We start from the raw sequence: 24,787 nt of genomic DNA, 5'->3' as shown, positions 1-24,787 counted from the left end.
AATCAATGAAATTAAGAGGGTGTGAACGTGCCACAGTTTTTCTTAAACAAAAGATTAATTGTTTTGTTAGTTAGTATTATTCTTCTCGTGGCATTGATTGGAATCTCATTGAAAGAACGGAACAGTTTAACATGGCCAGAGCAGTTTGTTAAAGACACTGTCGGTGTTGTAGAACGTGTATTCCAAAAGCCAGCGAAATACGTAGCTGGATTCTTCGAAAATGTAGAGGATGTAAAGCGCACGTATGAAGAGAATAAAGAATTAAAAGCAAAATTAGATAATTATGCAGGTCTATCAGGGAAAGTAAAACAATTAGAAGATGATAACAAGAAGTTACAAGAGTTAACGGGTAAAAAAGAGTTGAATAGCCAATATACTGAAATTCCATCTACTGTTGTTTCTCGTAATCCAGATAAATGGTACGATTTAATCGGAATTGATAAAGGAGCACAGCAAGGAATTAAAAAAGATATGGCTGTAGTAACTTCACAAGGTCTAGTTGGACGAGTGAAAAGTGTATCCCAGTTTACATCATCAGTAGAATTGCTAAGCTCTATGAGCCGAACAAATCGTGTTTCTGCTATCGTACAAGGTGATGAGAAAATCTTCGGATTGATTGAAGGTTACGACAAAGAAAAGCACTTACTTCTTTTCACAAAGATTGGCTCTGATGCTCAGGTAACGAAAGATCAATTAGTTGTAACATCTGGACTTGGTGATATTTTCCCGAAAGGTCTTGTAATTGGAACAATCGTTGATGTTCAGCCAGATCCATACGGCTTAACAAAAACAGCTTATGTAAAACCGGCCGCTGACTTGAATGACGTAGAGCATATTATGGTTGCTAAACGTGCAACGCCTTCAGCGCCATTAGAATAGGAGGGGGAGAAGAGATGATGAAGATTTTAAAAAGAGCAGCTCTTCCTCTTTTGCTCCTTTTTGTTTTTCTATTTGAAAATATGTTTGCTACTATTGTTCCAACAGAGGTTTTTTGGAAAGACAGTATAGCAGCACCTCATTTCTTTATAATTGTGTTATGTTTTATTACTGTGTACTATAGTCCGGTCCAAGGGATTTATTACGGACTCTTATTTGGTTTCTTATTTGATACCGTATACACAGAACTTGTCGGTATATATATATTTGCGTATCCGATTTTAGCGTATTTAGTTTATAGTGTGATGAAGATACTACAATTGAATTTATTTATTGTTGCTTCTATTGTACTAGCTAGCATTGTAGCACTAGAGTATTATGTGTATGGATTTTTAACTTTGTTAGGACGTACTCATATGTCAGCGTATGTCTTTTTCACAGATCGTCTCCTGTCTACTTTATTGCTAAATGCAATTTTCTTATTGATAGTTTGTTTCCCACTGAGACGATATTTAGTGCGTCTTTCAAAAGCGATGGAAGAAAAAGAAAAAAGGATTTTCTAATTTTATGTCGAATTGAATCGGTGGGGTGAACTTTAGTGGAAGAAAAAAAGCAACAAAATGTAACAATAAAAGGGACAAAAGACGGAATAACGCTTCATTTAGATGATTGTTGTTCATTCTCTGAATTACTGGAGGAACTGGATGAAAAGCTTTCTACACATTACTATGATGGTGATGGGCGCTCTTTAATTGAAGTGCATGTGAAAGTGGGAAATCGTTATTTAACAGAAGTCCAACAAGAAGAGATTCGTACGTTAATTCGTAATAAAAAGAATCTTGTTGTGGATTCAATTGAAAGTGATGTTATAACGAAAGCAGAAGCAATAGCTTGGAAAGAAGAAACAGAAATTGTCCCTATTTCCAAAATTGTTCGCTCTGGACAAGTTTTACATGTAAAAGGAAATTTATTGTTAATTGGAGATGTTAATCCAGGCGGAACGGTTATCGCTGGGGGGAATATTTTTGTCGTAGGATCATTAAGAGGAATTGCGCATGCTGGGTATTATGGGGATTCGGATGCTGTAATCGCTGCATCTGATATGAACCCGATGCAACTTCGAATTAGTGATGTGGCAATGCGGGCTCCGGAAGAGAAAGAAGACGGAGCGGAGGCGGCAGAATGTGCGTATATTAATGAGAACAATCACATTGTTGTCGATCGACTGCAACTTCTCACTCATCTTAGACCTAATTTAACAAAGTTAGAAAGGGGAATTGTATAGCTGTGGGAGAGGCAATAGTAATTACATCTGGAAAAGGCGGAGTAGGTAAAACTACAACGTCTGCGAACATTGGTACAGCCCTGGCGTTATCTGGAAAGAAAGTGTGCTTAATTGACACAGATATCGGTCTTCGAAACTTAGACGTAGTAATGGGGCTGGAAAATCGTATTGTATTTGATCTTGTTGATGTCGTTGAAGGGCGTTGCCGTTTACCTCAGGCGCTTATTAAAGATAAGCGTTTTGATGATCTTTATTTATTACCTGCAGCACAAACGAGTGATAAATCAGCGGTAACACCTGAACAAATGGATGAATTAATACAAGTATTACGTCAAGATTATGATTACATATTAATTGATTGTCCTGCGGGGATTGAGCAGGGATTTAAAAATGCGGTAGCTGGTGCGGATAAAGCAATCGTTGTTACGACGCCAGAAGTATCCTCAATGCGCGATGCGGATCGTATTATCGGGCTTTTAGAAAAAGAGGATATTGAACCACCAAAACTTGTTATTAATCGTGTGCGTAGTCATATGCTTCATGAGCAGGATATGTTAGATGTTGATGAAATCGTACGTACATTGTCAATCGAGCTTCTTGGGGTTGTCGAGGATGATGATGAAGTTATTCGTGCTACAAATACAGGTGAACCTGTAGCGTTGCAACCGAGCGGAAAAGCAGCGTTAGCTTATCGTAATATTGCAAGACGCTTGTTGGGTGAGAATGTACCATTGCAAGCATTTGGACAAGAAAAGGTATCGGTATTTACAAAGATGAAAAACTTCTTTGGAATCCGTTAAAAGCACTTCGCACATATGCGAAGTGCTTTCTTTTTTCTTCACACGAATATCTTCCTTTCTTAGCTCATACATATGTACAAACTGTATACAACTGTTTCTATTTAAATTAGCTTAACGAAAGAAAGGAGACAGTATGAAGAATAGACGTGTAGAAGAAATTAAAAAACGGATTGCGAAAAGGAAGGCAGAGCAAGAAAGGATGGAGGAAGAGCAGTATTTTGCTGGTGGAAATTTTGATAGTGAAACAGTATTTATTGAAGAAGGAGAAAAGGAAATTCATCCTTTATTTCGAAAAGAAGTATTTTTCTTCAAAGTTTTGTTATCAGCAATATTAGTTCTTTCTGTCGCTATTTTATATAAGAATGCACCCCCTTCTTTCGACGGTGCTAAAGCTGTTACAGAAAAAGTGATGAAAGAAGAATTTCAGTTTGCTACTGTAGCGAAATGGTACGAAAAGCAGTTTGGAAAACCGCTCGTATTTTATTCACCTACTGAGAAAAAAGAAGGAACTATTCAGCAAAAAGATTATGCCATCCCTGCTTCTGGAAAGGTGATGCAAGGGTTTCAAAAAAATGGCCAAGGTGTATTTGTTCAAACAGCTACAAATGCAACTGTTGAGTCAGTGAATGAAGGGCTAGTTGTTTTTGCAGGTAAGAAAGAGGAGCTTGGTAATACGGTTCAAATTCAGCATGCAGATGGAACAGAATCGTGGTATGCGAATTTAAATGACATGACAGTGAAATTATATGATTACGTTTCAAAGAAACAAAAAATTGGAACGGTGAATAATGATGCGAATAATAAAAATGGTAAGTTTTATTTCGCGATAAAAAAGAATGAAAAATTTATTGACCCGATCCAGGTGATTTCATTTGATTAAATATAGAGAAGTTTTAACGAAGATTTCAGTGCATCCGTTGTTTTGGGTTATTATTGTCATTGGTATTTTTACGGCACGTTTTAAAGAGTTACTACTGTTATTTTGTATCGTTCTTATCCATGAACTTGGGCATGCCTTCGCGGCGGCACACTACAATTGGCGTATTAAAAAGATTCAACTTTTACCGTTTGGTGGTGTGGCTGAGCTTGAGGAACATGGGAATAAGTCATTGAAAGAGGAACTTGTTGTTGTAATTGCAGGGCCTATACAACATATTTGGATGATGGTGGTAGGTTATATAGTGTTTGAAGCTGGTTGGCTGGGTGCAGATTTATATTATTTCTTTATATGGAATAATATAATTATTTTAGCATTTAATTTACTACCTATTTGGCCGCTTGATGGTGGAAAAGTATTGTTTAACGTATTATCATATCGTTTTCCTTATTTACAAGCACATGAAAAGATGATGAAATTATCATGTGTTTTTTTTAGTGTAATACTAGTGTGGCAGTTACTTTGGAATAGTAACAATATTATGATGTGGGTATTACTCATATTTTTAGCGGTGTCGTTATATCAAGAGTGGAAACAAAGACAGTATGCCTTTATGCGTTTTTTATTAGAACGTTATTATGGGAACAAAAGAGGAATTGAAAAGATTGCACCTATTGAAGTGCAATCCGAAGATCATTTATATAAGATATTCACAAAATTTCGTAGAGGGTATAAGCACTCTATTATCGTCCATGGAAAATATAAAGAACATTACACATTGGATGAAAATGAATTACTCTATGCGTATTTTACTGAAAAACGAACAACTTCATCTGTTGAAGAATTAATCGGTTAGTGTTGACGATAGCACTAACCTTTTATTATTGTAAAAGCAAAGAAGATTATAAAGTGAGGAAAGAATTTTGAAAACGTTATATATGAACTATGCAGGATCGGAAAAACGCGTTGCAATTGAAGAGAAGAAAAAAATTGTTGAGTTTTTATGGAAACGAAATGAAGAACAAGAGATTGTTGGGCATATTTATGTTGGACGTATCGTAAGAACGATTGCTGGAATGAACGCAGCTTTTGTAAACATCGGTTTAGAAAAACATGCGTACCTTTCATACGATGATGTACCATCTTCTTATCGTATACATGAAGGGCAAGCAGTACTCGTGCAAGTTGTGAAAGAGGCAATTGATACGAAAGGACCGAAATTGACGGCGAACATAGAATTTACCGGGAAATATGTCGTTTATATGCCATATGATGAAATGCGTGCGGTTTCTCGGAAAATAAAAAACAATAAAAGAAGGCAACAGCTACTCCAAATTGAGGTAGAAGGGACAGGAGGTTATATTTTCCGCTCTGCTTCTGAAAAAGGAGAAATTGAAGAAATACAAGCTGAAATGCAAAGGTTACAGCAGTTATATGAAGAGCTAAAAAGAAAAGAGGGCCAAGGAAAGGCACCGTTACTACTTCATCGACCGGCGACCTTTTTAGATCGTGTATTCCAAGAGAATCCGATTGAAACGATTGAAAAAGTAGTTGTAGATACAAGAAGTATAGTAAAAGAATTAGAAGAAAAGATCGGAAAAGAAAAAGTATCTTTTTATAATGAAAAATCTTCAATGTTTAACCATTTTGGAATAGAGCGTGAGATCGAGAAAGCACTTCAAAAAATTGTGTGGCTCCCGAATGGTGCTTATTTAATTGTGGAACAAATGGAGACGATGACTGTAATTGATGTGAATACGGGCAAGTTTACTGGAAAACAGAATTTACAAGATACAGTCCTTCGTACAAATGAAGTGGCAGCTGAAGAGATTGCACGTCAATTAAGACTGCGTGATATCGGTGGTATGATATTAATTGATTTTATTAATATGAAAAGAAGAGAAGATAAAGAAAAGGTAAGAGAATGTCTGATGGCTGCTATGCAAAATGATCGCACATATACAAGAGTGCTCGGTTTTACAGAGTTAGGGATTTTGGAGATGACACGTAAACGTAAGAAACATTCTTTACGCGACGTATTACTAGAAGAGTGTGTACCGTGCAAAGCGACGGGGTATGTGATGTCATATGAAACAATTGCGTATGAGTTAGAGAGAGAGCTAATTACATATGGCAATATAGAGGATGAGGCAGTATTAATCGCGGCACCTAAAGAATTACAAAAACAATTCTTGCAAAAAGAATTACACAAAAATATTCCATTTGAAATTTATTTCAAAGATGATATGATCGAAAAGTATGCTATTATTCGTTTTGGAAGTAAAACAGAAATTGTAGAACGGAAAAAATAGTTAGTAGAACATTTATTGACAACCGTCTATGATTCATGATAACATCTTTATGTTATAGTTTATAGCACCTAAACGGCTATATGCTACAACCGCACAAGACAGGTTCCCTAAAGACATTTATGTCTACCTCGTTTTTGGCGAGTCTTAGTAATTAAGAGGAGGTGCAAGTATGTACGCAATTATCGAAACAGGTGGAAAACAAATTAAAGTTGAAGCTGGTCAAGCAATCTACATTGAAAAATTAGATGTTGAAGCTGGTGAAACTGTTACTTTTGACAAAGTTCTTTTCGTTGGTGGCGAAAACGTTAAAGTTGGTAGCCCAGTTGTAGAAGGTGCAACAGTTACTGCGAAAGTTGAAAAACAAGGTCGCGCTAAGAAAATCATCGTTTTCAAATACAAAGCGAAAAAGAACAATCGTAAGAAACAAGGTCATCGTCAACCTTACACTAAGCTAGTTGTTGAAGCTATCAACGCTTAATCCAGGTTAACATGATTAAAATTACGATAAGTCGCACGAAATTAGGAAGTATCCAATCATTTAAAATGACTGGACATGCCAATTATGCGCCACATGGACAAGATCTTGTCTGTGCTGGAACTACAGCGGTTGTGTTTGGTTCTATAAATGCAGTGGAAGAACTTTGTAATGTGCAGGCAACTATTGAACTCGGAAGTGACGGCGGATTCTTAACGTATGAATTGCCTAATGATTTAGACGTTCATACAGCAGAAAAAGCACAGATACTTTTAGAAGGATTGGTTGTTTCGCTTAAGACGATCGAACTTGATTACGGAAAGTATATCCGTTTAATAGAAAAAGTGCAGGAGGTGTAACGTATGTTAAGATTAGATCTTCAGTTTTTCGCATCTAAGAAAGGTGTAGGTAGTACAAAGAACGGTCGTGACTCTCAGTCAAAACGTCTTGGTGCTAAACGCGCAGATGGTCAAACGGTTTCAGGTGGTTCAATTCTTTACCGTCAACGCGGTACAAAAATTTATCCAGGTGTTAACGTTGGTCGTGGTGGCGATGACACTTTATACGCGAAAGTTGACGGCGTAGTACGCTTTGAGCGTCTTGGCCGTGACCGCAAACAAGTGAGCGTATATCCTGTTGCTCAAGAAGCATAAGAACTCACGGAAAACTCTAACCTGAGTGCAGGTTAGAGTTTTTCTATATTAAGGGGTATCTAAATGAATGAAAAATGGACAATTATAGATGCATTGCGTCATTCAAGACATGATTGGCTCAATCGTATGCAGATGGTGAAAGGAAACCTTTCCCTTGGAAAAGTGGAAGAGATTCATAGTCTCATCGATCGTTTTGTCCAAGAAGCGAGACAAGAATCCAATCTGATAGGGCTATCAATGCCTTTATTTTCAGAGTGGATTTTAACATATAATTGGAAACAGCAGCCGTGCTTATTGGAGTACGAAGTATTAGGGAAATTACATAACTTATCTCACTTAGATGAGACTGTATGTATATGGACGAATCAATTTTTCTCAATACTTCAGCATAGTTTAGACGTATATGTTGAAAATTATGTTTGTATCACAATTGAATGTGACGCGGAGAATGCTCGTTTCTTTTTTGATTTTCGTGGTAAGCTAACGAGTGTAGAAGAACTACAGAATTGGCTTGCGAACCAAAACAATAAATGGTATTCCATTTCTTATACAGTACGAGACGAAGAAGTCTCAGTTATATTACAACCAATCGAAAAAAGTGTGGTGAAATAATGTTTGTAGATCAGGTCAAGATATATGTAAAAGGCGGCGACGGTGGTAACGGAATGGTTGCGTATCGTCGTGAGAAGTATGTACCTAAAGGTGGCCCAGCAGGTGGCGACGGTGGTAAAGGTGCAGATGTTGTTTTTGTTGTTGAGGAAGGCTTACGTACATTAATGGACTTCCGCTACCAACGTCATTTCAAAGCTGATCGTGGTCAGCATGGAATGAGTAAAGGTCAGCACGGTCGTAAATCTGAAGATTTAATCGTAAAGGTTCCACCGGGAACAATAGTAAAAGATGAAAAAACAGGTGAAATTCTTGCCGATTTAGTAACGCATGAACAAACAGCTGTAATCGCAAAGGGTGGCCGCGGTGGTCGTGGTAACTCACGTTTCGCAACACCGACGAACCCAGCGCCAGAAATCGCTGAGAACGGTGAACCAGGTCAAGAACGTGATGTCACGTTAGAACTTAAAGTGCTAGCAGATGTTGGACTTGTTGGATTCCCAAGTGTAGGTAAATCTACATTATTATCTGTTGTATCATCAGCGCGTCCGAAAATTGCAGAGTATCACTTTACAACAATCGTTCCAAATCTTGGTGTTGTTGAAACTGGTGATAACCGCAGCTTCGTTATGGCTGACCTTCCTGGACTAATTGAAGGCGCACATGCCGGCGTCGGACTTGGACACCAATTCTTACGTCATATTGAGCGTACACGTGTAATCGTGCACGTTATCGATATGTCTGGTTTAGAAGGCCGTGAGCCATATGAAGATTATGTAACAATCAATAGTGAACTAAAAGAATACAATATGCGTTTAACTGAGCGTCCACAAGTTGTTGTTGCAAACAAAATGGATATGCCAGGTGCAGAAGAAAACTTACAAGCATTTAAAGAAAAATTGGGAGACGAAGTGAAAATTTTCCCAATCTCAGCTATAACGAAACAAGGTGTTCGTGACTTATTATTTGAAGTAGCGAACTTATTAGAAACAACACCAGAATTCCCAATGTACGATGATGTAGAAGAATCTGAAGCAAGTGTAATGTACAAATTTGAATCTGAATCTAATTTTGAAATTACACGCGAAAGTGATGGCACATTTGTTATTTCTGGTTATGATATTGAGAAAACATTCAAAATGACAGACTTCTCACGTGATGAATCTGTACGCCGATTTGCTCGTCAAATGCGTGGAATGGGTATTGATGAAGCCCTTCGTGCACGTGGTGCAGTAGACGGAGATATTGTAAAAATTCTTGAATATCAATTTGAATTTATCGATTAAGACTGCCGAAATATGGCAGTCTTTTTTTATTGTAAATGTCTGATTCGTATAGGAAAATATACCCACTAATTTAATTTTCAATTTATAATAGAACAAGGAGTGGCTTTGGAAGAATTTTTTATGGGGAGAAAACGAACATGTATAAAATATTAATTGTAGAAGATGATGAAAAAATAGCGGGAATATTAGAGGAGCATTTAGAAAGGTATGGCTATCAATCATTTAGAGCAAGTGATTTACGTCATATAAAAGATGAGTTCGTAAAAATAAATCCTCATCTCGTATTACTGGATATTAATTTACCATATTTTGATGGTTTTTATTGGTGTCGTCAAATTCGTACTGTATCGAATGCGCCGATTATTTTTGTTTCTGCAAGAACAGGGGAAATGGATCAAGTAATGGCGATCGAGAATGGTGGAGATGATTACATTACGAAGCCATTCCATTTAGATATTGTAATGGCTAAGGTGAAAAGTGCACTTCGTCGTGGCTATGGTGAGTATGCCTCTGTTGCTGAGAGTGATTGTTTAGGTGTAAATGGACTGTTGTTATTTCCGTCCCAGCACATTGTTGAGTGGCAGGGGCAACAAACGGAGCTGACAAAAAATGAATTTTACTTATTAGAATGTTTAATGAAACAAGCAAATCAATATGTAACGCGTGAAGAACTGTTAGAAGCCCTGTGGGATGAGATAGCTTTTGTTGATGATAATACATTAACCGTAAATGTAAAACGCGTAAGGAAGAAACTAGAGGAGCTAGGCATTCAAAATGCAATTGTAACGAAACGCGGATATGGTTATGCGCTTCTTACAGAGTGGGGCGAAGGGCATGAAGGTTAAAAATTACTTCATGGACCGTTTTTCTTTACTTCTTTCTTATATTAGTAGCCTTTGTTTATTTGGGCTCGTTTTGCAGTTGCAAAGTTTTTTAGAAAAAAGATCCATTGATTGGAGTACGTGGTTATATGGGCTTTTATTAGGGACAGTTGTATTTATTGTATACCTCATTTACGATTATCGAAAACGAAGTGTATTTTTAAAAAGAATCGAAAAATATGTTGCTAGCGGAAATACATTACACGACTCTTTACTTATTGATACTTCTTATACGTCAGAGCAAGAGATGGTTGTTGAATCGTTTACGCTATTAAGACAGCAATATATGAATGAAGTTCATAAACAACATGCGAAAGAACAACAGCAAATGATATTTATGAACCAATGGATTCATCAAATGAAAACACCAGTATCGGTTATAGAATTGCTATTACAAAAGTTTGGTAAAGAGCATCGTGAAGCAAGAGCAACAGTTGAAAGTATTCGCGAAGAAAATAATCGTATACTAAATGGTTTAGATTTAGCGTTACATATGGCAAGGTTAGAGCAATTTGCGAAAGATTATAAAGTAGAAGTAGTAAATGTGATAGATATCATCAGGGGGATTATTAATGAAAATCGAAAATCTTTCATTCAATCGTCGGTATTTCCGAAAGTAATGTTTGATGAAGATACTTGTATGGTTGCATCTGATAGAAAATGGCTAAGTATTGCTATAGGGCAAATTGTTGTAAATGCAATTAAGTATACGAAAATTTCAGAAGCAGAGAAAAAGGAAATTCAATTTCAAATTGAAGAGAAAGATCAAAAGGTGTTACTACATATTAAGGACAATGGAATTGGTATTCCAAAGCAAGATGTAAAGCGTATATTTGATCCATTCTTTACGGGAATAAATGGCCGTAAAACGAGAGAAGCGACTGGAATGGGTTTATATATTACGAAGGAAATTTGCGATAATTTACATCATGGAATGTATGTGCAATCGGCTGAAGGGGAAGGGACAACATTCACGTTCCAATTTGCAAAAGATGAAGAATATCATACATTAATGAGAAAAATGACAAAACTGTAAGATAACAAAACGTTTTGTAAGGGAAATCACTCGTTTCTTTTTCTTATTTTTCTTATAGTAAATGTAAGAAGAAAACACATAGGGGGATTAGAAATGAGTGTTCTTGAAGTAAAAGGATTAACAAAGGTGTACCAATCAAAAGGTTCAGTAGCGACGACTGCTTTAAATGATATAAATTTTAAAATAGAAGAAGGCGAATTTGTAGGGATTATGGGTCCTTCAGGAAGCGGGAAAACAACGCTTTTAAATTTATTAGCAACAATTGATAAGCAAACTTCAGGTCATGTGCTTGTAAATGGCGAAGAAATTAATCAAATGCGTGCTGCAAAATTAGCAGAGTTTCGCCGTACACATTTAGGGTTCATTTTCCAAGATTTTAACTTACTTGATACGTTATCGATTAAAGAAAATATCATTTTACCACTTGTAATGGCGAAGAAATCTGTAAATGAAATCGATGCAAAAGTGCTTGAGATTGCAAAGTTCTTAAATATCGAAGAAATATTAAATAAAAAAGTATATGAAGTATCAGGCGGACAGCAACAACGTGCAGCAGCTGCGAGAGCGATCATTCATGAACCGACGTTAATTTTAGCGGATGAGCCAACTGGAAACTTAGATTCAAAGTCAGCAAAATCATTAATGAGCGCGTTGCAAGATTTACATGAACAAAAGAAAGTGACAATTGCAATGGTAACGCATGATCCAGTAGCGGCGAGTTATTGCGAACGTATTCTTTTCATTCGCGACGGAGAAATTTTTTCAGAAATACATAAAGGAAGAACGAAACAAGCCTTTTTCCAAGAAATTCTGGACGTACTTGCGATGCTAGGAGGGGAATATCATGAACTTTCGCCAGCTCGCGCTTAATAACGTAAAAGGAAATTGGCGTAATTATAAAGCTTTCCTTATTAGTAGCTGTTTATCGATTGTCGTATTTTTCATGTATGCTTCCTTTATTTATCATCCAGATGTCGTAAGTGGTAATATTAGTATGAGAGGGATGATCTCAAAAGGGCTAGAATCGATGAATTATATTGTAGTCATCTTCTCAGCACTCTTTATTTTATATGCAAATTCAACATTTTTACGAGCAAGAAAAAAAGAGTTTGGTCTATTAACATTAATAGGCGGAACAAAATCTCAACTTGGCCGAATGATTATATTAGAACAGCTTATGTTAGGTAGCATTGCAATTGTAGTAGGTATTGGGCTTGGCATGCTTTGTTCAAAATTATTTTTCCAAGCATTAAGCGTAATATTGAAAATAGATAAAACACTTCCACTCGTATGGAATAGTAAAGCAATTCTTATTACAGCAGGTATATACTTTATTCTATTTTTAATCCTATCATTGTTTAGTGTTTGGACAGTAGGGCGCTTGCAAATTATTGATTTATTAAGAGAAGCAAGAAAACAAAAAGTAGAACCTTTTGCATTTACATCGTTATGTGTAGTTGGTATAGGATGTATTATTGTTGCATATGTACTGAGCTTCCAAGTGACATTTATGAATTTTATCATTCTGTTTTTACCGATTGTAGGGCTGACGATAGGCGGAACTTATTTACTGTTTACACAAGGTAGTACAGTCGTATTAAAAGCATTGCAAAAAAGAAAAAGATCTTTTTATACATATCCAAATATGTTCGTACTTAGCAATCTTATTTATAAAATGAAAGATAATGCTCGTTTTCTATTTGTAATTTCTATCATTACGGCCGTTGTATCTTCAGCAGTTGGTACACTGTACGTATTTTTTGAGGATATGAGTTATAAGGCAGTAACTAGTACCCCGCATGCTATTTCGTATGAGGAAAAGGGAATAAATACGCATAATGTCATCAAAGAAGGAAAGGCAAAAGAATTAATAAAAAAACACGGATTTGAAGAAGCGCGAGAAGTAATGTACGTAAAACTTCCTGGAACTCAAAAAATCACGATGTTTAACAGTGAACATGAAGTACCGATGGCGATTGTTTCAGAAAAAGAATATAATGCTGAAGTACGTAAACAAAAGAGAGAGCAAGTTAGAGAAGTTCATAATGCACCAGGTAGTGCAACGATGGTCATAATGGATATGGCAAACGATATGATGAAGATAGATCGTACGAAACCGTATGAAATTAAAATTAACGGACAAACGCAGTCTGTTCAATTAAATGAGCCAACTCCATTTTCTGTTTTTAATGATAGTGAATATCTCATTGTGAATGATCAAGATTTTGAGAAATACGCAAAGCTCGTACCAGATGAAGAAAAGACGAAATATTACGGTTATTATATAGAAGACTGGAAAAGTACGGAAGACCTTGTGTTAGATTTGAAAAAGGAAGTTGCATCGGATAAGCAAGAGGAATTAAATAACTCGGTGCTCGCTTATAAAGATATAAGGGAATCAGGAGCAATTACGATGTTTATCGGTTTCTTTGTAGCTGTACTGTTCTTCTTCTTCGCTTGTAGTATGACATACTTTAAATGGTTTAACGATAAAGAACAAGATCGTATTCAATTTAAATCGTTAAAGAGAATCGGTATGACAGATAAAGAAATTCGTAAAATTGCAATTCGACAAATGGGCGTTATCTTCTTTATCCCAATTTTAATCGGTGCAATTCATAGTGGATTTGCTCTTCATACGTTAGGGAAAATGCTCTATATTGATTTATGGAAATCAGGAGCGATTGTAATTGGAGCATACATTGTAGCTTCTGCGATTTACTTTATGATCGCGCAAAGGGGATATTTGAAACACGTGCAAAGCTAGAGAAACCTCTAGCTTTTTGCCTATGTAGTAAGTTATAGGGGGACGATAGATGAACATTCGGCAACTAGCGCTGCAAAATATAAAAGGAAATTGGCGTAATTATAAAGTGTTTTTCTTAAGTAGTTGTTTTGCAATATTTGCGTCTTTTGCATACATGTCTGTCATTGTACATCCGTATATGCAAGAGACGATGTGGTATCAAAACGTACGCTGGGGACTTATCATATGTAATGTTATAATTATTTCTTTTTTCGTCATATTTATTTTGTACGCTACTTCTATTTTCATAGAGGCACGTAAGAAAGAATTAGGATTATATATGTTAATGGGGGCAACGAAATCTAACGTAATAGGAGTAATTATGACCGAGCAAATATTGATCGGGGTATTTGCTAATATTTTCGGTATTGGGCTTGGTATAATCTTTTTAAAGCTCTTTTTCATGGTGTTTAGTATGTTACTGGGGCTTCCGAAAGAACTCCCTGTCATATTTGATGTGAGAGCAATTGGGGGAACGTTTATTACGTATATGTTCGTATTTGTTGTTTTATCTTTTATAAGTGCTTTACGAATATGGAATATAAAAATCATTCGGTTATTGAAAGAATTTCGAGCAGATAAAAAAGAGAAGAAAACATCAATGTGGCTTTGTATATTCGGCTTTATTTGTTTAGGGATAGGATATGCGTTAGCGTTACAAGCGACGGTGACAACGATAGCATTCTATTTTTTCCCTGTGTCTATACTTGTCTTTTTCGGAACGTATTTTTCTTTTACACACGGCACTGCTCAAATATTAGAAATGATAAAACGAAATAAAAAGATTATGTATACATACCCGTATTTATTTATAGTGAATCAATTGTCACATCGAATGAAGGAAAATGGTCGTTTTTTCTTTCTAATGTCAATGGCAACGACGTTTGTAGTTACGGCAACAGGTACGGTATTTTTATATTTTTCTGGTATGCAAGATATGTGGCGGGGCGGGGGAGTACACTCATTTTCTTACATAGAAAAAGGTACTTCTTCTCATGAAGTCTTTGCGGAAGGTGCGGTTGAACAATTATTGCATCAATATGGGTATAATGATTTTCAAACTATGAGTTTTGTTGGAGTGTATGCATCCTTTCAGTCCAATAAGGGAGAAACAGAAGTAGCGCCGCTCATTAAAGAAAGTGAATACAATCAAGAGGCAAGAAAACAAAAACAGAAAACGTATCATCCTAAAAAAGGGACAGTTACACTCGTTTATTATAGTAAATACAATCATCCGTATATATATGATCAAAAAGAGATTCAATTACAAGTAATGAATCAAACATATTCATTCGTATTTAACGGTCAAAAGGAAGGGGTACAATTTAACTATCACCCTTCGTACATTAATGGTCTGTTCTTCGTCACGAATGATGAAGACTTTGACAGTATAGCAAATCAGGTTTCTGATTCTGAGAAAATGATATATAGAAGCTATACATTACCAAATATCGAAAATACGAAAAAATTAAATGAAGATTTACGGAAACATATGAAACAAGATAAAGATAATGCATTTCGAAGTAATATGGAGCTATATGTGAATATGAAATCGTTCGGTGATATTACTCTATTTATGGGCTCATTCATTAGTATATTATTTTTCCTTACATCATGTAGCATCGTATATTTTAAATGGTTTCATAATATTGCATCGGATCGTAAAGGGTACGGTGCACTTTCTAAGCTTGGAATGACGAAAGAAGAAGTGTGGAAAGTTTCCCGTTGGCAATTGTGTATGCTATTTTTTGCGCCAATTATAGTAGGAAGTATGCATAGTGCAGTTGCGCTATATACGTTTCATAATACGATCTTTATGGATGGTTCATTACGAAAAGTAGGCTTGTTTATTCTGTGTTATATCGCTGCATGCATCGTTTATTTCTTTTTCGCTCAAAGAGAATATAGGAAACATTTAGACTAGCAAACGCTAGTCTTTTTTAAATATTCGAAATTTACATAGAAGAATATAAAAAAGTATGGTATAACAGTAAGAAAACGAAAAAGAGGGGAAAAGACGATGATTCGAGTAGGATATTTAGGACCGGAAGCAACATTTACAAATATGGCGGTGAGTCGTTTTTTTCCGGAAGCAGAGCATGTACCGTATCGCACGATTCCAGACTGTATTGATGCAGCTGCAAATGGAAATGTAGACTTCGCAGTTGTACCGTTAGAAAATGCCATAGAAGGTTCAGTGAATATAACGGTTGATTATCTTGTACATGAGCAGCCGCTCTCCATTGTAGGAGAAATTACAGTACCAATTCAGCAGCATTTACTTGTACATCCGCAGTATGCAGGAGTGTGGGATGAAGTATATGCGGTGCATTCTCATCCGCATGCCATTGCACAGTGCCACAAGTTTTTAAATGAAGAATTAAAAGGAGTAACTGTTCGAGATATGACATCAACAAGTGCTGCTGCGCAATATGTGAAAGAACATCCTGAAGAAAAAATCGCTGCTATTGCAAATGAAGCAGCCGCAGAAAAATATGGATTAACGATCGTAAGACGTAGCATTCATACGCATAAAAATAATCATACACGCTTCCTCGTGCTCCATAAAAAAAAGAAAGCAATACTCCCAAATAACGGAGAAAACCGCGGAGAGAAAACGACGCTTATGATAACGTTACCTGCTGATTACGCAGGAGCACTATATCAAGTGTTATCAGCTTTCGCATGGAGAAAATTAAATCTATCAAAAATCGAATCCCGCCCGATGAAAACAGGTCTTGGAAATTACTTTTTCTTAATCGATGTCGATAAAGCATACGATGATGTATTATTGCCAGGCGTAACGATGGAACTTGAAGCACTCGGCTTTTCTGTTACTGTGCTGGGGAGTTATTCTTCTTATTGGTTGTGAGAGAAGTGGATGAACTGTCGATATTTCCCTTCTAATCGCTAATATAATTTCATCGGATAATACATTTTGTGATATATAAATAGAATCCCACCTATAAATGGTGGGATTCTATTTATTTTAACTTCGCAAGACGATCCTCTAACTGACCACGCCAAATATCGGCTAGTTCTGGAACAGCAAGAATCTTTTCGATGCCATCTTTATCTTTTCTATTATGAAAATAAATTTCGTTAGAGAACAAGACAGAAACATTGCTCGGTTGACGTTCTAGTAATGTAATTTTAGAATCTTTACGTACAGTACCTTCTTGAAGAACGCGGCATAGGTAACCAGTAAATCCAGTTGCTACAATGCGCGGCAGTATGCCAGGAATACCAAGGCGCTTTGAAATTGTGCTACAAGGTACTCTCGCTTGTGTCACTTGAATGATTGCTTCACCTAGTTGATATGTATCTCCGATGTAAACATCACGCTCTAACATATTTGTTACGGTAATGTTTTCGCCAAATGTGGAAGCTGGAAGCGTAGTTTGAAATTCTTCTTCCCATAGTGCGTAATGTTCGTGTGGGTACACACAAACTGCGCGATCAGGTCCCCCGTGGTGTTTTAAATCCGCTACATCATCACCACAAAATCCATCTTTTGAGAGAAAAGCTTCTTCTGTAAATTCTTTACATATACCAGTAATCATTTCTTTATCTTCGCTATATTTCATTTGTTTCGGTTTGCCAATGCTAAAGTGAACGAGTTCAATTCCCATGTTTGATCCCCTTTACAATTGATTACAATATTATATCACTAAAAAAGCACAGAGAATGATAAAAACTCTGTGCTTTACATGAATTAATAAACGAGAAATCCTGCTTTATCTAGAGCCTCGCAAGCAGCATCTAACTTTTCTTTTGAATCTGCCTCAATTGTATGTAAGTGAATACCATCTGTTAGCTGCGAAAGATAGGAAGCATTCGTGCTTTCGATTTTTTGTAAATATTGCTCTACATCAAATCGATTACTTACCATGATGGATGCTGTTAAGTCACCGTATACAGGATGCTCAACTTTTACATCTTTAATCGTAACGCCGTGATCAACAAGCATTGTAAGTTCTTGACGTACTTCTGCTGGTTTATGTTGGCATACAATTACGCGTTCGAAAGCTTGTTGTTTCTCTTGTGGTTTTAAATATAAATATCCTTGAGCAGTTGCAATAATCGGTTCGTTTCGTGCTTTAAGCAAGGAAATATCTTGCACGATAACTTGTCTACTTACATTTGTCTTTTTCGATAGTTCATTCCCAGATAACGGTTCATTTGCAGCGAGAAGCCATTGAAGGATGAGCTGTCGTCTTTCTTCACCTAAAATCTTTTTTTGGTCATTTTGTTTCATTATGATTTAACACCTCTATAAAATTGATTTCCAATTGTGTGTAGTGCATGAATAGTAGTATCAATTTGATCTTTCGTTGTTTGTTGTCCGAAAGAGAAGCGAACATATTGTTTTGCCTCTTCATACGTTTTTCCAATTGCAAGCATTGTTTTCGAAGGTTCTTGTTTACCGACTTGGCAAGCACTTCCGGTGGAAATGGCAATACCATGGCGATTACATTCTAGCATTGTATATTGACCTTCTATTCCTTTTATTGTAACCCCAATAATATGTGGTAAACAAGAAGTAGAATGACCTTCTACTTGAATTTCTAGAGGAAGCGCTTGTAAATGTCTTAAAAAGTAGGAGCGTAACTCTTTAAAACGTAAGCTCTCTTCTTGTTGATTTTTTAATATATTCTCAGCAGCTGTTAAAAAAGATGCGATGCCAGGAACGTTCACTGTACCTGGGCGAAACCCTTTTTCGTGAGAAGTTCCCGGAAAGATTTGTGCCCAGCGAACTTGGGGATTTATATAGCAAGCGCCAACACCCTTTGGTCCGTATATTTTATGTGCTGAAACAGAGAGACTATCAATTCCCATCTCAAAAACATTGATAGGAAGTTTACCAAATGTTTGTACACAATCTGAATGAAATAAAACGTTATATTTTTTTAAAAGTGCCCCGATCTCTGTGATGTTTTGAACGGTTCCGATTTCAGAGTTTCCGTGCTGTATGCTTGCTAGAACAGTATTTTTTGTAATGGCTGTTTCTAAATCATCTAAATGAATTAGCCCGCCTTCATCAACAGGAATTTCAGTAATTGTATACCCTTCTGATTGTAAGGATTGAAAATAACTTCGAATGGATGCATGTTCCATAGGTGTCGTAATAATGTGCTTCTTATTTCGAGCATTGAGAAGGGATTGAATCGCAAGGTAGTTGGATTCCGAGCCGCCGCTTGTGAAGAATACCCCTTGTTCCTTTCCACCAATCATGTCAGCAAATGTTTTTCGGCAAACTTGTAATAAAGAAGAGGCTGTTCCTCCAATATCATGTAAACTTTGTTCATTTCCAAAGTATTGCGATGCTGCTTTCATATATGTGTGTAATGCTTCTTCACTCATAGGTGTAGTAGCTGCATAGTCAAGATATATCATCATGTAAGTTCCTCTCCTTAGTAAGAGTTACATTTCTTATATTTTTTTAATGGTAGTGAAAATAAGAATTATAAAAAAACTCTTGTCATTATTTTAAAACTATGTAAATATAGGTGTCAAGACAGTTGAAAAGTGTAAAGTAGGAGGCAACAATTATGCCAAGTGCAGATGTCTTAATTATTGGAAGTGGCGTTGCGGCACTTCGTGTTGCGAAAGAGATTTGTCACGAAAAGAATGTGATTATTATCACAAAGGAAACAAATCGTAATAATAATACATATTTAGCGCAAGGTGGAATTGCCGCGGCGGTTGCAACATATGACAATCCAAATGATCATTTTGAAGATACGTTAGTAGCAGGATGTCATTATAACAATGAAGATGTGGTCCGTTATTTAGTCGAGGAAGGGCCGAAAGAAATGAATAATCTCATTGAAAATGGAATGAAATTTGATGGAGATGAAACGGGTCCTCATCTTGGAAAAGAAGGCGCACATCGAAAGCGTCGTATTTTACATGCAGGTGGCGATGCAACAGGAAAGAATTTATTAGAGCATTTTATTCAAGAAGTAGCTCCGCACGTTACGGTAGTGGAACAGGAAATGGTGCTCGATTTTATTATAGAAAATGATAAATGTGTTGGAGTTTTAACAAGAACTAGTGAAGGGAAGTTGAAGCGTTACGTTGCAGATTATACGGTGTTAGCAACAGGCGGGATTGGCGGTTTATACGTCTTTACTTCTAACGATAAGACCATTACGGGTGATGGACTTGCGATGGTGTACCGCGCAGGCGGGGAGCTCGTAGATTTAGAGTTTGTACAGTTTCATCCAACAATGTTATACGCGAACGGGCGATGCTGCGGCCTCGTCTCTGAAGCTGTCCGTGGTGAAGGAGCTATCCTTATGAATGGAAAAGGGCAGCGTTTTATGATGAATATACACCCTGATCACGATCTCGCACCACGTGATGTAGTAGCAAGAGCGATTCATGAGCAGCTTTTGGCGGGTGAACAAGTGTATGTAAATATCGAGTCTATCCAAAATTTCGAAGAACGTTTTCCGACTGTATCATCATTGTGTAAAAAGAATGGTGTCGATATAAATGAAAAACGCATTCCAGTCGTACCCGGTGCTCATTTTCATATGGGCGGCGTGAAAACGAACTGTGATGGAGAGACGTCCATTCCAAATTTATATGCGGTCGGTGAAGTAGCTTGTAATGGTGTTCATGGAGCAAATAGATTAGCAAGTAATTCATTATTAGAAGGTCTTGTGTTTGGAAAAAGAATAGGACAACATATTTTAACCAAAGCGACAAAAGAAAGCTGGAACAACGTGGCTGAGAAGGAAAAGAAGTTTATCGTTCTGAATCATTTGCCGGCGAAAGAAGAAATACAAGAATGCATGATGAAATATGTTGGGATTGTGCGAACAGAGCAAAGTTTATCTTATGCAAAGAGATGGCTTAGAAAGTACGGTGTTCGAAATATGATATTACAACATGATGCTCTTACAAATGAAGAGATAACACTTATTAATATGTTAACAGCCTGTGAGCTTATAGTCGTGTCGGCTTTGCAAAGAGAAGAAAGTATTGGTGGCCATTATCGAAATGACTATCCAGATAGAAATAGCGTAAAAAAAGAGATCGTTCGAGTGAGAAGAAAACTACAACTTGTGTGATGAAGGGAAGAAGGGCTCTATGAACATGATAAAAGTGAAAGAAGCATTAAATCGATTTTTTCTAGAAGATATAGGAGAAAGAGATGTAACATCTCAGCTTATTTTTCCAGACAATTTACTTTCAAAAGGAACGTTTCTTGCGAAGGATACAGGTGTCTTTGCGGGGCGTTTAGTAATTGAAGAAGGATTTAAATTAATTGATGAAAGAATTGAAGTGGAGCTTCATAAAAAAGATGGAGATCTTGTAGAAAAAGGCGAAATAATAGCAACTGCGCAAGGACCAATTGCTTCGTTATTGACGGCAGAGCGCGTTATATTAAACGTTATCCAGCGTATGAGCGGGATAGCTACGATGACACATAAAGCTGTTCTTGCTTTAGATAGCGGCCATACACGTATTTGCGATACGCGAAAAACGATGCCAGGGCTACGCATGTTTGATAAGTATGCAGTTGTGTGCGGAGGCGGATTTAATCACCGTTTCGGTTTATATGACGGTGTCATGATTAAAGACAATCATATTGCTTTTGCTGGTTCTATTACGAAAGCTGTTACATCGGTGAAAGAAAAATTAGGACATATGGTGAAAGTAGAAGTGGAAACAGAAACGGAGGAGCAAGTGAGAGAGGCTGTAGCTGCTGGTGCAGATATTATTATGTTTGATAACCGTACGCCAGATGAGATCCGGGAGTTTTCAAAGATTGTACCAAGTGCCATCGTTACGGAAGCATCAGGAGGCATTACAATTGAAGATTTATCGAAATATGGAAAAACAGGGGTCGATTATATTTCACTTGGAGCGTTAACACATTCAGTGAAAGCACTTGATATTAGTTTCAATATTGAGGCGTAAGGAAAGTGGCTTAGAGGGGGAGAAAGGAATATGAGTATTTTAGAAAAAGTGCAACCGATTGAAACGATGTTACCAGAGCGTTATTACACGATGACAACAGAAGAAATGGAAAAGCGTGTTCGTGAAATTAAAGAAAAAATGGGGAAAACACTATTTATTCCAGGACATCATTACCAAAAAGATGAAGTGGTACAATTTTCTGATGCAGCAGGAGATTCACTTCAGCTTGCACAAGTTGCAGCGAGCAATAAAGAAGCGAAATATATTGTATTTTGCGGTGTACACTTTATGGCAGAAACAGCAGATATGTTAACGACAGATGATCAAATCATTATTTTGCCAGATATGCGTGCAGGTTGTTCGATGGCAGATATGGCAGATATTGAACAAACAGAAAGGGCATGGAAAGAGCTCGCAAAATTATTTGGAGATACGATGATTCCGTTAACATATGTTAACTCTACAGCTGCAATTAAAGCGTTTTGTGGTCGTAATGGCGGAGCAACAGTAACTTCTTCTAATGCAAAACAAATGGTGTCTTGGGCGTTTACACAAAAAGAGCGTCTTGTCTTTTTACCGGATCAACATTTAGGAAGAAATACAGCATACGATTTAGGTATCCCATTAGATAAAATGGCAGTATGGGACCCACATACAGATTCATTAGAGTACGATGGAGATATAGAAGGAATTCAAGTGATTTTATGGAAAGGGCATTGTTCGGTTCATCAAAACTTTACAGTGAAAAACATTGAGAATATACGGAAAAATCATCCGGATATGAATATTATTGTACATCCAGAATGTTGTTATGAGGTCGTTGATGCTTCGGATTACGCAGGATCAACGAAATATATTATTGATATGATTGAAGCAGCGCCACCTGGAAGTAAATGGGCAATTGGTACAGAGATGAATTTAGTGAACCGAATTATTCAGCAACATCCAGATAAAGAGATTGTTTCACTTAATCCATTTATGTGTCCGTGTTTAACGATGAACCGAATTGATCTGCCGCACTTATTATGGGTGCTTGAAACGGTAGAAAGAGGAGAAGAAATTAACGTTATTAGCGTAGATAAACAAGTGACTGAAGAAGCGGTTCTTGCATTAAATCGTATGTTAGAGCGTGTGTAAAGCAACGGTATTTCTGTTGCTTTTTTTCATGCATATAATCATAACGAGAACGAAATGGGCATACATTGTTTTGAAGAAATCATTGCGATTTTCTTATGCTTATTCCACTTCTAATGATATTGAAAATCGAAGAAGTGATACAAGTGAAAAGAAGTTAACGTTATTTAGAAAGGGTTACTTCATGAGATTTGTTACTTATAGATAAGTTATACAGGAGGGGGAAAATTTGAAAATTCATATCGTGCAAAAAGGGGATACCCTTTGGAAAATTGCGAAAAAGTACGGAGTGGATTTTGATACGTTGAAAAATACAAATACACAACTTAGTAATCCAGATTTAATCATGCCAGGTATGAAAATTAAAGTACCATCAAACAGCGTTCACGTGAAACAACATGCTGGAGCAGGTTCATCACCTCCAAAACAATACGTAAAAGAAGTACAACAAAAAGAATTTGCAGCAACGCCAACTCCGCTTGGAATAGAGGATGAGGAAGAAGTTACGTATCAATCAGCGCCAATTACACAGCAACCTGCAATGCAACAAACACAAAAAGAAGTGCAAGTAAAACCACAAAAAGAAGTACAGGTAAAACCACAGAAGGAAATGCAAGTAAAACCACAAAAAGAAGTACAGGTAAAACCACAGAAGGAAATGCAAGTGAAACCGCAAAAAGAAGTACAGGTAAAGCCACAAAAAGAGGTGCAAAAAGAAAAGCCAATTCAAATAGAAAAACCAGTTGAAAAACCGTCTGTTATTCAAAAACCACCTGTTATAGAAAAACAAAAACCAGCAGAAAAAGAAAACACGAAGTTTTCGATAAATGTATTACCACAGCCGCCGCAACCACCAATAAAAGCAAAAAAAGAATATAAAATTTCAGATGTAATTAAAAAAGGAAGCGAGTTAATTGCTCCTCAAATTACTAAAATGAAACCTAATAACATCATTTCTCCGCAAACGAAAAAAGATAACATAGTGTCACCACAAGTGAAGAAAGAGAACGTAGGAAATATAGTATCATCGCAAGTGAAGAAAGAGAATATAGGAAATATAATATCACCGCAAGTAAAGAAAGAGAATGTAGGAAATATAATATCACCGCAAGTAAAGAAAGAAAATATAGGAAACATAGTATCACCACAAGTGAAGAAAGAAAATGTAGGAAACATAGTATCACCACAAGTAAAGAAAGAAAATGTAGGAAACATAGTATCACCACAAGTAAAGAAAGAAAATGTAGGAAATATAGTGTCACCAAATGTATCGAAAGAGAATGTAGTCATTCCGCAAGTAATACCGCCAAATATTCAAGTACCAAACATCATGCCAATGTTGGATAACAATCAGCCACCAAATATGATGCCAATGTTGGATAATAATCAACCACCAAATATGATGCCAATGTTGGATAATAATCAACCACCAAATATGATGCCAATCATGGATAATAACCCAATACCAAACATCATGCCAATGTTGGATAATAATCAACCACCAAATACGATGCCAATCATGGATAACAACCAAATGCCAAATATGATGCCGATAATGGATAACAACCAAATGCCAAATATGATGCCGATAATGGATAACAACCAAATGCCAAACATGATGCCAATCGTGGATAATAATCAAATGCCAAATATGATGCCAATCATGGATAACAATCAAATGCCGAATATGATGCCGATAATGGATAATAATCAAATGCCAAATATGATGCCGATAATGGATAACAATCAAATGCCAAATATGATGCCAATCATGGATAACAATCAAATGCCGAATATGATGCCGATAATGGATAATAATCAA

Annotated in this window: 24 protein-coding genes, 1 pseudogene and 1 other annotated feature; of the genes and pseudogenes, 22 read left to right on the top strand and 3 right to left on the bottom strand. The window is 36.6% G+C overall.

Annotation, left to right across the window (positions count from 1 at the left end; translation table 11 throughout):
• Positions 1 to 27: 27 nt before the first annotated feature.
• The 18 genes from mreC (at position 28) to pheA (ending at position 16,768) form a co-directional block, all read left to right on the top strand.
• Entirely contained in the window at positions 28 to 879 is an 852-nt protein-coding gene (mreC, locus tag AC3WTA_RS09900; RefSeq protein ID WP_001135497.1) for a rod shape-determining protein MreC, read from the top strand.
• A gap of 14 nt (positions 880 to 893) precedes the next feature.
• Complete coding sequence (gene mreD / locus AC3WTA_RS09895) at positions 894 to 1,439, top strand: rod shape-determining protein MreD (protein ID WP_000975757.1); 546 nt, start codon at positions 894 to 896, stop codon at positions 1,437 to 1,439.
• Positions 1,440 to 1,474: 35 nt separating this feature from the next.
• On the top strand, positions 1,475 to 2,161 hold the full coding sequence (gene minC / locus AC3WTA_RS09890; RefSeq protein ID WP_000391511.1) for a septum site-determining protein MinC: 687 nt from the start codon (positions 1,475 to 1,477) through the stop codon (positions 2,159 to 2,161).
• Positions 2,162 to 2,163: 2 nt separating this feature from the next.
• Complete coding sequence (gene minD / locus AC3WTA_RS09885) at positions 2,164 to 2,961, top strand: septum site-determining protein MinD (RefSeq protein ID WP_000503312.1); 798 nt, start codon at positions 2,164 to 2,166, stop codon at positions 2,959 to 2,961.
• A gap of 133 nt (positions 2,962 to 3,094) precedes the next feature.
• Positions 3,095 to 3,841: a stage IV sporulation protein SpoIVFA gene (gene spoIVFA, locus AC3WTA_RS09880; protein ID WP_000797469.1), complete on the top strand. Its 747-nt coding sequence runs from the start codon at positions 3,095 to 3,097 to the stop codon at positions 3,839 to 3,841.
• A complete protein-coding gene (spoIVFB, locus tag AC3WTA_RS09875) occupies positions 3,834 to 4,694 on the top strand; it encodes a stage IV sporulation intramembrane metalloprotease SpoIVFB (RefSeq protein ID WP_000599080.1) in 861 nt (286 codons plus the stop codon). The genes spoIVFA and spoIVFB overlap by 8 nt, the downstream gene beginning before the upstream one ends.
• Before the next feature lie 67 nt (positions 4,695 to 4,761).
• Positions 4,762 to 6,150, top strand: coding sequence for an Rne/Rng family ribonuclease (locus tag AC3WTA_RS09870; protein ID WP_000855438.1), 1,389 nt, complete (start codon positions 4,762 to 4,764; stop codon positions 6,148 to 6,150).
• Between the two features lie 77 nt (positions 6,151 to 6,227).
• Positions 6,228 to 6,305: a sequence feature (ribosomal protein L21 leader region), on the top strand.
• 14 nt (positions 6,306 to 6,319) lie between these two features.
• Positions 6,320 to 6,628, top strand: a complete 309-nt coding sequence (gene rplU, locus AC3WTA_RS09865; protein ID WP_000270907.1) for a 50S ribosomal protein L21 — start codon at positions 6,320 to 6,322, stop codon at positions 6,626 to 6,628.
• A gap of 11 nt (positions 6,629 to 6,639) precedes the next feature.
• Positions 6,640 to 6,984 (top strand): ribosomal-processing cysteine protease Prp, encoded by a 345-nt coding sequence (locus AC3WTA_RS09860; protein WP_002008596.1) that lies wholly within the window; start codon positions 6,640 to 6,642, stop codon positions 6,982 to 6,984.
• 3 nt (positions 6,985 to 6,987) lie between these two features.
• Positions 6,988 to 7,278, top strand: coding sequence for a 50S ribosomal protein L27 (rpmA, locus tag AC3WTA_RS09855; RefSeq protein ID WP_000944957.1), 291 nt, complete (start codon positions 6,988 to 6,990; stop codon positions 7,276 to 7,278).
• A gap of 63 nt (positions 7,279 to 7,341) precedes the next feature.
• On the top strand, positions 7,342 to 7,890 hold the full coding sequence (locus AC3WTA_RS09850) for a sporulation initiation phosphotransferase B (RefSeq protein ID WP_001003578.1): 549 nt from the start codon (positions 7,342 to 7,344) through the stop codon (positions 7,888 to 7,890).
• Positions 7,890 to 9,173 (top strand): GTPase ObgE, encoded by a 1,284-nt coding sequence (gene obgE / locus AC3WTA_RS09845; RefSeq protein ID WP_000497116.1) that lies wholly within the window; start codon positions 7,890 to 7,892, stop codon positions 9,171 to 9,173. Before AC3WTA_RS09850 ends, obgE begins: the two co-directional genes overlap by 1 nt.
• A 137-nt stretch (positions 9,174 to 9,310) precedes the next feature.
• Entirely contained in the window at positions 9,311 to 10,018 is a 708-nt protein-coding gene (locus tag AC3WTA_RS09840; RefSeq protein ID WP_000276709.1) for a response regulator transcription factor, read from the top strand.
• Positions 10,008 to 11,090 (top strand): HAMP domain-containing histidine kinase, encoded by a 1,083-nt coding sequence (locus tag AC3WTA_RS09835; protein ID WP_000865390.1) that lies wholly within the window; start codon positions 10,008 to 10,010, stop codon positions 11,088 to 11,090. Before AC3WTA_RS09840 ends, AC3WTA_RS09835 begins: the two co-directional genes overlap by 11 nt.
• A 93-nt stretch (positions 11,091 to 11,183) precedes the next feature.
• Positions 11,184 to 11,960, top strand: coding sequence for an ABC transporter ATP-binding protein (locus AC3WTA_RS09830; protein ID WP_000114530.1), 777 nt, complete (start codon positions 11,184 to 11,186; stop codon positions 11,958 to 11,960).
• Positions 11,935 to 13,857 (top strand): ABC transporter permease, encoded by a 1,923-nt coding sequence (locus AC3WTA_RS09825; RefSeq protein ID WP_001011405.1) that lies wholly within the window; start codon positions 11,935 to 11,937, stop codon positions 13,855 to 13,857. Before AC3WTA_RS09830 ends, AC3WTA_RS09825 begins: the two co-directional genes overlap by 26 nt.
• A gap of 49 nt (positions 13,858 to 13,906) precedes the next feature.
• A complete protein-coding gene (locus AC3WTA_RS09820; RefSeq protein ID WP_001026329.1) occupies positions 13,907 to 15,820 on the top strand; it encodes an ABC transporter permease in 1,914 nt (637 codons plus the stop codon).
• Between the two features lie 96 nt (positions 15,821 to 15,916).
• Positions 15,917 to 16,768 carry a prephenate dehydratase gene (gene pheA, locus AC3WTA_RS09815; protein WP_000621716.1) on the top strand — a complete coding sequence of 284 codons (852 nt, stop codon included), beginning with the start codon at positions 15,917 to 15,919 and terminating at the stop codon, positions 16,766 to 16,768.
• A 112-nt stretch (positions 16,769 to 16,880) separates the two neighbouring features.
• On the opposite strand, the gene AC3WTA_RS09810 is transcribed toward pheA, so the two are convergent.
• The 3 genes from AC3WTA_RS09810 to AC3WTA_RS09800 all read right to left on the bottom strand — a co-directional run bounded on the left by AC3WTA_RS09810 (position 16,881) and on the right by AC3WTA_RS09800 (position 19,296).
• Entirely contained in the window at positions 16,881 to 17,528 is a 648-nt protein-coding gene (locus AC3WTA_RS09810) for an MOSC domain-containing protein (RefSeq protein WP_000510680.1), read from the bottom strand.
• Between the two features lie 83 nt (positions 17,529 to 17,611).
• Positions 17,612 to 18,154, bottom strand: coding sequence for a transcription repressor NadR (locus AC3WTA_RS09805; RefSeq protein WP_000812241.1), 543 nt, complete (start codon positions 18,152 to 18,154; stop codon positions 17,612 to 17,614).
• A complete protein-coding gene (locus AC3WTA_RS09800; RefSeq protein WP_000973752.1) occupies positions 18,154 to 19,296 on the bottom strand; it encodes an IscS subfamily cysteine desulfurase in 1,143 nt (380 codons plus the stop codon). The genes AC3WTA_RS09805 and AC3WTA_RS09800 overlap by 1 nt, the downstream gene beginning before the upstream one ends.
• Positions 19,297 to 19,448: 152 nt before the next feature.
• Between AC3WTA_RS09800 and nadB the strand changes: the two genes are divergently transcribed.
• From nadB to safA, 4 genes and pseudogenes are all read left to right on the top strand, one after another.
• Positions 19,449 to 20,978 (top strand): L-aspartate oxidase, encoded by a 1,530-nt coding sequence (gene nadB / locus AC3WTA_RS09795; protein WP_001138554.1) that lies wholly within the window; start codon positions 19,449 to 19,451, stop codon positions 20,976 to 20,978.
• Between the two features lie 19 nt (positions 20,979 to 20,997).
• A complete protein-coding gene (gene nadC, locus AC3WTA_RS09790) occupies positions 20,998 to 21,831 on the top strand; it encodes a carboxylating nicotinate-nucleotide diphosphorylase (protein WP_001055981.1) in 834 nt (277 codons plus the stop codon).
• Between the two features lie 30 nt (positions 21,832 to 21,861).
• Positions 21,862 to 22,968 carry a quinolinate synthase NadA gene (gene nadA, locus AC3WTA_RS09785; RefSeq protein WP_000025322.1) on the top strand — a complete coding sequence of 369 codons (1,107 nt, stop codon included), beginning with the start codon at positions 21,862 to 21,864 and terminating at the stop codon, positions 22,966 to 22,968.
• A 226-nt stretch (positions 22,969 to 23,194) separates the two neighbouring features.
• A pseudogene (gene safA, locus AC3WTA_RS09780) lies at positions 23,195 to 23,351 on the top strand (SafA/ExsA family spore coat assembly protein); the annotation flags it as partial.
• Between the last annotated feature and the right edge of the window lie 1,436 nt (positions 23,352 to 24,787).

It is taken from the genome of Bacillus sp. EB106-07-01-XG149, from assembly GCF_058791555.1.
The sequence above is the reverse complement of the archived record's forward strand: the minus strand, read 5'-3'. Positions and strand labels throughout refer to the sequence as shown.